The organism is Komagataeibacter nataicola, assembly GCF_003207795.1.
Lineage (GTDB): Bacteria > Pseudomonadota > Alphaproteobacteria > Acetobacterales > Acetobacteraceae > Komagataeibacter > Komagataeibacter nataicola.
Window position 1 is genome coordinate 22,200 of sequence record NZ_NIRT01000031.1, and the last position, 11,154, is coordinate 33,353.

The following is an 11,154-nucleotide window of genomic DNA, read 5'->3' on the forward strand; positions in this document are numbered from 1 at the left end:
CGACGTCATCCAAAGCTTTTTGAAAAAAGCTTCACCAAAAACTTTTATCATTCAGGGTATTATTGGCCCTGCCTTTTCAAACGGTCTTTTAAGGGGCGCACATGATCACGATCCGGCCCGCAGGCAGCCTTGGCACGGCCCATGATGGCGGGCAGGTGCTGCGCTGCCATTTCGCCTTCGCCGACTATACCGATCCGGCGCATGGCCATGAGGGCCGCCTGCGGGCAGTCAATGCCTGCACGCTGCCTGCGGGCGAGACCTACCGCATCGGCCCGGAAGCGGCAGTGGATATCGTGACATGGGTGGCAGAGGGCACGCTGGCCACGGCCATGGAGGGCTTTGAACCTGATGCCCTCGGCACGGGCGGGCTGCATCTGGCCAGCACCGGCAGCGGTTGCGCGCAGCTGGCGTGGCGCGCGGGTAACAAGCAGGGGGCCGCCTTCATCCAGTTCTGGTTTCTGGCTGATACGCAGGGCATGACGCCTGTGCAGGAGACGCGCCCGGCCCTGCCGGAACTGGAGGATGGCGGCTTTCGCATCCTTGCCTCGGGCTTCCCCGAAGATGACCCCGAGGAAGGGGAAAGCGTGGATGATGGCGCGCCCGTCACGCTCGCCTCACGTGCGCGCCTGCTGCATGCGACCTTGCCGACAGGTGAGGGGGCGGCTTACGGCACGGCGCCGGAGCGTGTGCTATACCTGCTCGTGGTGTCGGGTGCGGCGCGGATTGGCACGCAGGGGTTGCGCGCGGGCGATGCGGCGGCCATCAGCGGGCTGACCGACATTACGGTCATGGCTGATGAAGCGGCTGTGGTGCTGCTCGCGGATGTCGCGGCCTGAGGCCTGTAACCCGAGCAGTGTTTATGGCGTGCGGGCCATTAGGTAATGAAAGTCCACATCCGCTGTATAATAATCGGTTGTGAGGCGTGGGTTGGTTGGCAGATGTATGTACCTGGAAGCCGCGAGGCATGACTGGACATCCAGGTAATAAAAGCCGGTCGCTCTGGTCAGCCTGTGGCTCGTCACCACGCCATCGCTGTTGCGCACAACGACATGGACGGAAGCGATGCCCTGTTCTCCATGCCTGGAGGATTCCAAAGGGTAATATGTGACCTTGTTAATCGCATTGGCGATTTTACGGTTGAAAGCGGGACCATAAGGCGAGGTCACGGTGACCTGTATATAAGTTTGCAGGTCGCCTGCGATGGCAGTGCGCGCAAGGCTGGCCCAGCCGGTCACGGCCAGGAGCAACGCGGCACCGATAGGGTGATTGAGCTTCATTGTGTCCTGTGCGGCATCTGTTTTTGCACCATATGGTACATTTATCCTGTTTGTGGCCCGCTGTCTGCCCGGTCGGGTCTGTTGCAGTTGTTTCTGGTTGCCTGTGGCGGTGTGCGGCAGGCGATACTCTTGACAGGTGCCGGGAAAAAGCGTCTGGCTTGTTGCAGTTGAGGTCCGGCGCATGCGCCGCGGCCCGTAGGCGTTAACGTGAAACAACGCACAGAAACTGACAGCAGACATGCTGGCGGGCTGTGCGTGTGTGTATCCACCCTCACCAGTCTGTTGGCATGATGAGGAGAGACACGCATGACGACCCTTTCCCCCTTGACCCACCCTGATGGCGCGCCGGTGATCGAGCGCGTGCGGCACGAACTGCGCCGCCGCCGCCTGTGGGTTGCTGGCACCGAGCACCTGAGCCCGCATATGATCCGGGTTACGCTGGCAGGCCCGGAACTTGCCGGGTTCACCAGCCCCGCGCCTGATGACCATGTCAGGATCTTCCTGCCCGACCACGGGGGGGAACTGACGCGGCGCGACTACACACCCCGATATCATGATGCGGCGGCAGGCACACTGGTGCTGGATTTCGTCAACCATGCAGGCGGCCCCGCCGCCGCATGGGCGCGGGCGGCAAAGCCCGGCGACGTGCTGGAGATTGGCGGCCCGCGTGGTTCGCGCCTCATCAGGGGCAAGATCGACCACTGGCTGCTGATTGGTGACGAAACGGCGCTCCCCGCCATTGGCCGCCGCGTGGAGGCCCTGCCCGCCGAGGCGCTGGTGACCACCATCATTGCCGTGCCCGGCCCGGAAGATGAGCAGGTCTTTACATCATGCGCCGCCCACGCCGCCCATTGGGTGCACCGCCCGCTAGCCGAGGCGGATCAGGCGCACGGCCTGCTGGCGGTTGTGCGGCAGATCTCCCTTGTCAGGCGGAGTTTCGTGTGGGTCGGGGCCGAAGCAGGCGTGGCGCGGGCCGTGCGGCAGTGCCTGATCGCGGAAAAGAAGGTGCCTGCCGCATGGATCAGGGCTGCGGGGTACTGGGTGAAAGGGCAGGCGGATGCGGCGATCAGCGATGTTGGCGCGCAGGCATAAAACATATCCCGATATATCTTGACATACGATATATCGGGAATTATATCGGACTTATGAAACACGCAAACAGACACGCAGGCGGTCGTCACCGCCATGTTTTCTCCCCCGAAGGGCTGGCGCAGGGCGCAGGCCGCCATGGCGGACGCGGCGAGGGTCGTGAGAACCGGGAAGGTCGGGAAGGCCGCGAAGGCCGGGGCCATCATGGTCGCGGCGGCCATCGTGGCGGCCCGCGCAACCGGCTGTTCGATTATGGCGAGATGCGCCTGCTGGTGCTCAGCCTGATCGCTGAAAAGCCGACCTATGGTTATGAACTGATCAAGACCATCGAGGAAAAATTCGGTGGCAGCTACACGCCCAGCCCCGGCGTGATCTACCCCACGCTCACCTGGCTCGATGAAGCGGGCTATATCCGCCCCGGCGCGGAAGAAAGCCGCAAGAACTACCACATCACCCCCGAGGGTGAGGCGTTCGTGGCCGCAAACCGCGCGGGGCTGGAGGCAATCCTTGCCCGTGCGGCAACAGCCGGGCCACAGGGGCGCGGTGGTGGCCGCAATGTGCCGGTGCCCGTCATGCGGGCCATGGAAAACCTCAAGACCGCCCTGCGCCTGCGGCTGCGCAATGGTGGCCTTGACCCGCAGGCTGAGGAAAAGATTGCGGCCCTGCTTGATGAAACCGCCCGCGCGCTCGGCCAGGCCTGAGGCGCGCCCTTTCCCGCCACGCTGGAGGATAATCATGGATGACAGGATTCAGCCGGTTCTTGACCTCTATCACGAGCGCATGCGTGCCGAGCGCAGCGCGCCACGGGTGGAAGCACCCGGCGGGCGCGACGGCGGCCATGACCAGCGCATGCGGGCCATCGGGCCGGAGACGGGACAGCTTCTGAATATCCTGGCCCGCAGCCTCGAGCGCCCGACCATTCTCGAACTGGGCACGTCGTTCGGGTATTCCGCCCTGTGGCTGGCCGAGGCCGCGCGGGCGCGGGGTGGCCGGCTGATTACGATGGAACGGCATGGTTATAAATCCGCCCATGCCCGCGAGATGGCCGAACGGGCCGGCCTTGCGGCCTGTATCGACTTTTGCGTAGGCGACGCCGTGGCGATGATTGGCGAACTGGCTCACAAGGTCGATTTCGTGTTCGTTGATTTATGGAAAGACCTGTATGTGCCCTGCCTCGAGGCTTTTTACCCGCGCCTCAACCCCGGCGCGATCATCGTAGCTGATAACATGATCCGGCCGGGCACGGAGGACGTAAAGCGCTATGGATGCGCCATCCGCGCCCTGCCTGGCATGTCCAGCATTCTGCTGCCGGTGGGCACGGGGGTTGAGGTCAGCCGGTTTGAAGACACAATGCCCGATGCATCATAAGAAAGTTTCTGGCGTATAACACCTGCCGATGCGCGCGCTTCTGGCATCAGATGCTTGACACAGACCAGATGATAGAAGTTTTGAGTGCCGCCTTTTCTAAAAAAGGCGGCATTTTATTTTGCAGTATCCTGAAAAGAAACTGCCCCGGAAACTGCCATGCAAACCCATGCAGGTAGCCGATCGCGACACGTCCAGATTCTGGTAAAAACGGAATAATACTTACAAAATTTAAAGTATTCATAAAACGACATTCACATAATCCGTATGAGTCTCTTTTTGATTTTCTTTAGGTCACGAAGGCGTCAATACCAATTTCGTGTGTTGATATCAGGGGGGAATCAATCTTACAAGCCATTCCATGTTTCGCCTTTATAAAATAAAAAGGTGTGCCTTTTACGATGTATTATATGAAATTTACAAGACGTTGTGGATTTCTATATTTATACTGTCCTGTTTTGTTCATCATTCATCGCTGGCACAACAGCCTCTGCCCGGTCGTGGTACGGTGCGGGCAGCGCCTGTGGCCGCCACGCGGCCGCCTGCCGTGCGCAGGCCACAGGTTTCGGTTTCGACGCGGCTCAATACCATTTTCCGTACGGAGGGGCTGTCCATCCTGCTCACCAACCGCAATGACGCCCTGCGCGTGCGTGACCTTTCGGCGGGGTATTATGCGTCATCCGAAGCGCCGGGGCACCTGCTGCCCCAGATCGGCGCTTTCCGCTCCCGCCTTGAGCGCAGGGGGGTGACATTCGCCTTTACCTACAAGGGCGAGGCCATGGCCGATGTGGGGGGCGGCATATCACGTGGCATGGACTATGTGCATGAACTGACATTGCAGACGCAGTTCGACCTTGGCCGCCTGCTGGGGTTGCAGGGCTGGACGATCCACACCCTGCTGATGGAACGCGTGGGCCGCGAGGTCTCGCACGACCGGGTGGGCGACTACAATATCAGCCTGATGGAGGTGTACAGCCTGTCCGGTCACTCGGTCGCGCACCTGACCGACATGTACGCCCAGAAATCCTTTTTGCACAATACGGTTGACCTGGCCTTCGGGCGCATGGCGCTGACCCATGTGTTCGCCACCTCGCCGCTGCTGTGCAGTTTCATGATGACGTGCTCTGCCCCGGTGGCGCTCAAGCTTGACGCGGGCTTCAGCGTCTATCCCAAAGCCACATGGGGCGGTCGCGTGCGGCTGCGCCCCACGCGCGATACGATCGTGCAGGTGGGCGCCTATAATGTCAGCCCGCTTAACGAGGACATAAGCGGCTGGGCCTGGGCAGGCGAGAAAAGCACCGGCCTCATGCTGCCGGTTGAATTCGCCTGGCAGCCGTTTTTCGGGCGGCACAGGCTGCCCGGCCATTATGTGCTCGGCTATGCGCATGACACGACCGGCTATGCCGACAATATCGGCACGCTTCCCGCAGGCAGCACCATGCGCCGCCATGCGGGCGAGGCGCGTGACACCTTCTACCTCGAAGCCGATCAGATGCTGTACCGCAAGGGCGGCCATAACCAGATGGCGGGTGGCTACGTGCTGGCGGGTTATATTCACAACACGCCTGATGTGTCGGTCATATCGGATGAATTCTATATCGGCTCCTCCCTGCTGGGCATCATTCCCCATCGCCCGCATGACCGGTTTGGCGTGATGTATTCCTATTATCGTATGAGTCCGCGCACCGAACTTGGTCAGGAACTGCGCATGGCGGCAGGCCTGCCCCCTGGCGCACGGTGTCACGCGCGCGGATCAGAACGCCAGCCTGTGGGCGATGACGAACTGGATCCGGGCAAGATCAGCCGGGCGGATGGGCGTTACAGGCATGGAACGGCACGGGTCAAAGGGAAGCGCGATCTGTGCAGGGCGGCCTGCAACGGGCATGCCGAGCAGCATGTCCACGTTATTGTTCCTGTCCTGCCAGCCTGCCGCAGGCGGTTGTGGCGACTGAAAAGACGCCATATTTCGCCAGCATTTCCCAGTCATCGTGCGCAGAATGGGCCGCGTACAGGGCCTGCGCACCCGTATTATCAGGACCGGGCGGAGGCTGGATGGGTTACAACGCCAGCAGGCAGGGGCTTTGGAGCATTGCGATGCTGGAAATGGATGGCAAGGCCCACCAGCCCCAGCCCGACCAGCGCAAAACTGGCCGAGAGCACCGGCAGCCCGGCATAGGACCATCGTGTCACCACCATGTGGCTGCCCGCCCACGCGCCAATGGCGTTGCCGAAGTTGAAGGAACTCTGGTTCATGGCCGCCGCAATATTGGGGGCCGAGCCTGCGCATGCCACCACATAGGTCTGGAGTGGCGCCATGGGGGCATAGATGAACACCCCCCACAGGAACAGCAGCGCAAGGCAGCTCCAGCTCATGAGGCTGCCCGGCACAAGCAGTAGCTGCACCACCGCCACCGCCGCCATCAGCCCCGCGCAGGAGGGCAGCATCTTCCAGTCAGCCAGTCGGCCGCCCAGCAGGTTGCCCAGGCACAGTCCGCCCCCGATCATGAGCAGCACGGCGTCGATCACATGTGTGCCCAGCCCGGTGCGCACCTGCAAAAAGGGCGAGATATAGGTAAACAGCGTGAACATGCTCGCCGACGTGCACATGGAAACCAGCATCATGGTCACCACCAGCGGGTGCAGCATGGCCCGGAACTGCGCGGCAAGAGGAATGGTGGAGCCGCCTGCCCGGTCACGCGGGATGCAGAACCACATCGCGCTCCACGCCACCACGCCCACCGCGCAGATCAGCCAGAACGCCATGCGCCAGGAGGTCAGCTGCGCCACCACGGTGCCCATCGGCACGCCGAGGATCATGGCCAGCGTCAGCCCGATATAGACGAGCGAAAGCGCTTCGGCGCGCCTTTGCGGCGGCACGATCTGGCACGCCATGATGGAGGCCGCGCCATAAAAGGTGCCATGCGAGAACGAGGTCAGCACGCGCGCCAGCATCAGGCTCCAGTAGCCCGGCGCGAGTGCGCTGCACGCATTGCCTGCGATGAAGATGCCCATGGTCAGCAGCAATGTGTCGCGCCGCGAGAGGCTGTTGGTCAGGATGGCCACGACGGGCGAGGCGATCGTGACCCCGATGGCATAGCCCGAGACCAGCAGCCCCGCCTGAGCGATGGAGACATGCAGCCCCCCCGAGAGTTGCGGCAGAAGTCCCATGACGATGGTTTCCGTCGTGCCAAGGCCAAAGGCCCCGATGGCAAGGGCGAGCAACGCTATGGGCAAGAGACAGGTCCTTAAACGTGTGGCGCGGCCCGTATCGTTACGGCAGCCCCACGGCGCGCCGGCATGGTGCGGGGTGGGGAAGGGATGTACCAGATTTCGATATTTTTGCCGCGTGGAAAATGACTGCGCAATGGCAATATATTTTATACGTATACATGATATGTCAGGTATATATACAATTTTATACATATATCTTATTGTGGGGCGGAGGAAGCGTCCGTTCAGGGAACATCCTGGCCGTTACAGGCCGCTCAGGTTGTGCATCACGTGCGGTATTCTCATCATGGGCCGGGCATCGCGCGGATAGAGCGCCCCATGATAGGCGGTGCTGTTCGAAAACATGTACATGGACCACGTCAAGCACCTTCATGATGTCATGCGCGATCATCTGCGTGGTGAAAGCATGGCCGTGCATGTTGGCCGCTCCCGCCAGGGCCTGCGGGTTATTCCCCCACGATCCATTCCACGCTGCCTTCCGCCTGTCCATCGCCCAGATAGGGGCACAGGGCGGCAAGAATGGCCTGCGCCTCGTCCTCGAAGCGGAAAGGCGGGTTGGCGATGAGCAGCCCGCTGCCATTGAGGCGGGTCGGGTCGAGCGGAGGGCGGAGGGTCAGTTCAACCGCCAGCAGCTTGCGCTGGCCCGCATCCTTCAGCCCGTTCATGAAGGCCCGCACTGGCGCGCGGTGCTTGATGGGATACCACGCCGCCACGATTCCGGCCGGGAAGCGTCTGCGCGCTGTCATGATGGCCTGTGCCAGACGGGCAAATTCATCCCTGCCCTCAAAGGGCGGGTCCATCAGCACCAGCCCGCGCTTTGCCTGCCGGGGCGGTAGCAGCGCGGTAATGGCCTCGTAGCCATCACGGCCATGCACCGATACCTGTGAATTGTTGCGGAACAGCCGCCGCAGGTCGTGCTGGTCCTCCGGGTGGTGTTCGCAACAGGTCAGCGTATCATCGGGGCGCAGCAGGCGGGCAATGAGTTCGGGCGAGCCGGGATAGAACAGCCGCCCCTCATGTGCGCGCATCACCTCATGCACGATGTCCAGCCAGGGGCCGAGGCTGGCCTGCGCCGTAACGCCTGGCGGGGCCTCGAGCAGGCGCCCGATGCCATCGCGCCACTCGCCCGTGGCCTGGGCCTGCGGGCCGGACAGGTCATACAGCCCGATGCCGGCATGCGTATCGAGCACGGAAAAAGCCGAGGGCTTGCGGCACAACGCCTTGATGAGCGCCACAAGCAGGGCGTGTTTCATGACATCGGCAAAGTTGCCTGCATGATAGCTGTGTCTGTAATTCAAGTCCGTCCTGCCAAGATGCGCTCACGGGGCAGCTTCCCGTGTCGTGGCAAGCGTTATCGTGCTTTTGGCATGGCTGTCCATCCCGGCCTGAAGCAGCGATGGCCTAGCGCAGGAAGAAAGCCACCAGCGCCCACAGGGGCAGGGCCATCAGCAGGCTGAAAAAGATGCCACTCGCGGCGGAGTACCGGCGGCGGGCGGGGGCAGGCACTGGCTGGGCAGCAGGTTGGGAAACCGTCCGTGTCAGAGCGATACCATCAAACGACATGCGCTTAGGGCCTTAGAAACTGAATGAAAGGGGAAAAACTATCCCCAATTGTGGAGCATCACCACAATTATGCCTTAAAAATAACACGATCTCCTGTCAATCAATTTCACCTAAAATGCCACCATTGTCGCTGCCTGCATCGGTGCCGGTAGCTGGAAAAGCTGGCTTTAACAGGCATTTACACAAAATCCATCGGATCCATTACCTGCCCTGTGGCAGGCCGCGCAGCCTGCTGTCCCTGCCACAGGACATGGACCCGCACGTTGAAATCCGGTCCGGACGCCATCTGTTGCGCCACGATTCCCGCCCACTGCGGTGCAATGGCAGGTGGCCTGCAATCGGGGCTTCCTTTGCCGCATGGCCGTGCGCTGCGTCAGGAGCAACGGCCCGGGCAGCGACATGACGACAGGTCCGAGAAAAGGTCTGCCCGTGTAATCGAGCATGGCGCCTTCTGCTTCATGTCATGAAATTTCATAGATGGTCGCACGCTTTCTTTTGCCGCCTGCATGCCCGCGGCCTATATTTCATCATGTCAGGAGCGACAGGACAGCGCGATTACCCTGACACATGAAAGTATAATTGCATTATACGGAAACAATACTGCAAACACCCGCATATAAACAGACAGGACATGTCCACATGCCCTGCTGAGAGGATCAGACCATGGTTTCCTCCAATGCACGCCTTCCATCCGCCTGGACCATCGCCGATGCGCTGAAAGTGCATGCCGATGACCCCACCACCACCATGCCTGTCATCGCGCAGGATTTCCCCGTTATTGATGATGCCCTGTGGCAGTGGGACACCGGCGCCCTGCGCCGCATCACGGGCGAGACGGTTACCTTCAAGGGCTGGTACGTCATGTGGTCGCTCGTGGCCGAACGCGCCCAGACGGGTGATGACGCTGCGGGCTGGCACAACCGCAATGCCTTCGCCTTTATTGGTTATTACTATAGCCGCAATGGCATTGACTGGACCTTTGGCGGTCGCCTGCTCAACACAAGTGCCGATCTGCGCCCCGATGAATGGTCGGGCAGCCTGATCATGCGCCACGGCAGCGAAAACGTGCTCGACATGTTCTACACCTCCGTCAACACGGATATGAACCAGAGCATGCCGTCCGTTTCCTCCGGCACGATCCATGCCGATGACAGCGGTGTGTGGTTCGAGGGTTTCACGGCCACGACCGAGATGTTCTCGGCCGACGGGCTGCATTATGCCAATGCATCCCAGGACCCGTATTTCGACTTTCGCGATCCGCACCCCTTCATCAACCCCGCCGATGGGCAGGTCTACTGCCTGTTTGAAGGCAACGTGCCCGGCATGCGCGGCGACTTTGTCATGACCGACCGCGAGGCGGGCCACCTGCCACCGGGCTACACCGTGGGCGAAGGCGCGGGCTATGGCGCCGCCGCCATCGGCATTGCCCGTCTGGTCTCCTCCTATGCGCAGGGTGATTTCTCGCGCTGGGAAATGCTGCCCGCCCTGGTCACCGCCCTTGGCGTGAACGACCAGACCGAACGGCCGCATGTGGTGTTTGCTAACGGGCTGACCTACCTGTTCACCATCAGCCACCACTCCACCTATACCGGCGGGCTGGCCGGGCCGGACGGGGTGTACGGGTTCGTGTCGCGTCACGGCATTTTTGGCCCCTACACGCCGCTGAACAGTTCGGGGCTGGTGCTGGGCAATCCGTCTTCCGCGCCATACGAGACCTACAGCCACTTTGTTGATCCGATGGGCTACGTGCAGTCTTTCATCGACACGCTGCCTGCGCCCGGCACCGACCCGCAGGCTCCCGCAACCTACCGCATTGGTGGCACGCTTGCCCCCACGGTACGCATAGCCCTGGAGGATGACCGCACCTTCCTGACCGAGGTGCATGATTACGGGCAGATCTTCGCCTTTGACGAATGGGCAGCAAGCAACCAGCCCGACCCCCGCCCTGCCACCTGACACCCGCCAGAGAGGGGGAGGCCGCCATGCAAGGCGGCCTCCCTGCCGGAACCATGCGTCATGGACACCATGCTCACGACCCAGACCATCCTGTCTCTCCTGCCTGCACAATACGCCGCGGATGCGGTGGTCATCTTCTCTTTCCTCATTTCCGGCTGTGCGGTGGTTGCGCGTTTCTGGCGGCCGCCCGCAGCAGGGTCGAAATGGGTGGTGGTGTGGACCCTCGTTACCGCCATGGCGCAACTGCGCGGCTGGAACAGGCCTGCACCTGCCCCCGACAGAAAAGACAATGCAGCCGACAGGAAACCGTAAGGCGTTCCCGGCAAGTCTTTTTTTTCGAAAAATTCAGAAGGCCACTGTCTTTTTGAAAAAGGCAGCGGCCGGAACCTTTTATCATTTTTCATCAGGGCAGGGCGAAAATGAGACTGCGTAAACTTGGCTGCCGCCCCGCCCGGAGGCGCGCGCGCCAGCCCATGCTCACAGCCATGCGTGGCTTCGTGGCCCGGCGGGCGCCTGCGTGTCTGATCCGCGACAGCATCGACCCCGCGCCCCTCATGCTGGGCAATGACGTGCTAGCAGCCTGTCGGGTTGGGCATTTTGCGGCTGATAACGCCGAGGCTGACCCGGCTTATGCTGCCTGAAGCCGTGCCATTCTTTTGCAGTTGTATGCGAG

The 11,154-nt window shown here is 61.6% G+C and carries 12 protein-coding genes and 1 pseudogene; 8 read left to right on the forward strand and 5 right to left on the reverse strand.

Annotated elements, in window-relative coordinates:
• Nucleotides 1–101 precede the first annotated feature (101 nt).
• A complete protein-coding gene (locus tag CDI09_RS13690) occupies nt 102–836 on the forward strand; it encodes a pirin family protein (protein WP_078525361.1) in 735 nt (244 codons plus the stop codon).
• A 21-nt stretch (nt 837–857) separates the two neighbouring features.
• On the opposite strand, the gene CDI09_RS17795 is transcribed toward CDI09_RS13690, so the two are convergent.
• Nucleotides 858–1,517, reverse strand: a complete 660-nt coding sequence (locus CDI09_RS17795; protein WP_146220887.1) for an energy transducer TonB — start codon at nt 1,515–1,517, stop codon at nt 858–860.
• 66 nt (nt 1,518–1,583) lie between these two features.
• On the opposite strand from CDI09_RS17795, the gene CDI09_RS13700 reads away from it, so the two are divergent.
• From CDI09_RS13700 to CDI09_RS13710, 3 genes are read left to right on the forward strand one after another with little or no spacing between them, the layout of a single operon-like run.
• Nucleotides 1,584–2,369 (forward strand): siderophore-interacting protein, encoded by a 786-nt coding sequence (locus CDI09_RS13700; RefSeq protein ID WP_078525356.1) that lies wholly within the window; start codon nt 1,584–1,586, stop codon nt 2,367–2,369.
• A gap of 53 nt (nt 2,370–2,422) precedes the next feature.
• Complete coding sequence (locus CDI09_RS13705; RefSeq protein ID WP_078525354.1) at nt 2,423–3,067, forward strand: PadR family transcriptional regulator; 645 nt, start codon at nt 2,423–2,425, stop codon at nt 3,065–3,067.
• A 28-nt stretch (nt 3,068–3,095) separates the two neighbouring features.
• Nucleotides 3,096–3,734, forward strand: a complete 639-nt coding sequence (locus CDI09_RS13710; protein WP_236944668.1) for an O-methyltransferase — start codon at nt 3,096–3,098, stop codon at nt 3,732–3,734.
• A 46-nt stretch (nt 3,735–3,780) separates the two neighbouring features.
• On the opposite strand, the gene CDI09_RS18260 is transcribed toward CDI09_RS13710, so the two are convergent.
• Nucleotides 3,781–3,975 (reverse strand): hypothetical protein, encoded by a 195-nt coding sequence (locus tag CDI09_RS18260; protein ID WP_151892024.1) that lies wholly within the window; start codon nt 3,973–3,975, stop codon nt 3,781–3,783.
• A 567-nt stretch (nt 3,976–4,542) separates the two neighbouring features.
• Between CDI09_RS18260 and CDI09_RS13715 the strand changes: the two are divergent.
• Nucleotides 4,543–5,457: pseudogene (locus tag CDI09_RS13715) on the forward strand (carbohydrate porin); the annotation flags it as partial.
• 305 nt (nt 5,458–5,762) lie between these two features.
• Here CDI09_RS13715 and CDI09_RS13720 read toward each other — a convergent pair.
• The 3 genes from CDI09_RS13720 to CDI09_RS18265 form a co-directional block, all read right to left on the reverse strand.
• Nucleotides 5,763–6,965: an MFS transporter gene (locus CDI09_RS13720; protein ID WP_236944654.1), complete on the reverse strand. Its 1,203-nt coding sequence runs from the start codon at nt 6,963–6,965 to the stop codon at nt 5,763–5,765.
• Between the two features lie 443 nt (nt 6,966–7,408).
• Nucleotides 7,409–8,260 carry a 23S rRNA (adenine(2030)-N(6))-methyltransferase RlmJ gene (locus CDI09_RS13725; protein ID WP_167370191.1) on the reverse strand — a complete coding sequence of 284 codons (852 nt, stop codon included), beginning with the start codon at nt 8,258–8,260 and terminating at the stop codon, nt 7,409–7,411.
• Nucleotides 8,261–8,363: 103 nt separating this feature from the next.
• Entirely contained in the window at nt 8,364–8,525 is a 162-nt protein-coding gene (locus CDI09_RS18265) for a hypothetical protein (protein ID WP_167370190.1), read from the reverse strand.
• 663 nt (nt 8,526–9,188) lie between these two features.
• Between CDI09_RS18265 and CDI09_RS13730 the strand changes: the two genes are divergently transcribed.
• From CDI09_RS13730 to CDI09_RS13740, 3 genes are all read left to right on the forward strand, one after another.
• Entirely contained in the window at nt 9,189–10,481 is a 1,293-nt protein-coding gene (locus tag CDI09_RS13730; RefSeq protein ID WP_078525348.1) for a glycoside hydrolase family 68 protein, read from the forward strand.
• A 60-nt stretch (nt 10,482–10,541) separates the two neighbouring features.
• Nucleotides 10,542–10,793, forward strand: a complete 252-nt coding sequence (locus CDI09_RS13735) for a hypothetical protein (RefSeq protein WP_078525346.1) — start codon at nt 10,542–10,544, stop codon at nt 10,791–10,793.
• Nucleotides 10,794–10,900: 107 nt separating this feature from the next.
• Nucleotides 10,901–11,122 (forward strand): hypothetical protein, encoded by a 222-nt coding sequence (locus CDI09_RS13740; RefSeq protein WP_078525344.1) that lies wholly within the window; start codon nt 10,901–10,903, stop codon nt 11,120–11,122.
• Nucleotides 11,123–11,154 lie beyond the last annotated feature (32 nt).

Excerpts from the sequence above, each read along its gene's own strand:
- CDI09_RS17795 (WP_146220887.1), bottom strand. The coding sequence starts at position 1,517 with ATGTCTGCTGTCAGTTTCTGTGCGTTGTTTCACGTTAACGCCTACGGG.
- CDI09_RS13690 (WP_078525361.1), top strand. The coding sequence starts at position 102 with ATGATCACGATCCGGCCCGCAGGCAGCCTTGGCACGGCCCATGATGGC.
- CDI09_RS13705 (WP_078525354.1), top strand. The coding sequence starts at position 2,423 with ATGAAACACGCAAACAGACACGCAGGCGGTCGTCACCGCCATGTTTTC.
- CDI09_RS13740 (WP_078525344.1), top strand. The coding sequence starts at position 10,901 with ATGAGACTGCGTAAACTTGGCTGCCGCCCCGCCCGGAGGCGCGCGCGC.
- CDI09_RS13700 (WP_078525356.1), top strand. The coding sequence starts at position 1,584 with ATGACGACCCTTTCCCCCTTGACCCACCCTGATGGCGCGCCGGTGATC.
- CDI09_RS13730 (WP_078525348.1), top strand. The coding sequence starts at position 9,189 with ATGGTTTCCTCCAATGCACGCCTTCCATCCGCCTGGACCATCGCCGAT.
- CDI09_RS18260 (WP_151892024.1), bottom strand. The coding sequence starts at position 3,975 with ATGAATACTTTAAATTTTGTAAGTATTATTCCGTTTTTACCAGAATCT.
- CDI09_RS18265 (WP_167370190.1), bottom strand. The coding sequence starts at position 8,525 with ATGTCGTTTGATGGTATCGCTCTGACACGGACGGTTTCCCAACCTGCT.
- CDI09_RS13735 (WP_078525346.1), top strand. The coding sequence starts at position 10,542 with ATGGACACCATGCTCACGACCCAGACCATCCTGTCTCTCCTGCCTGCA.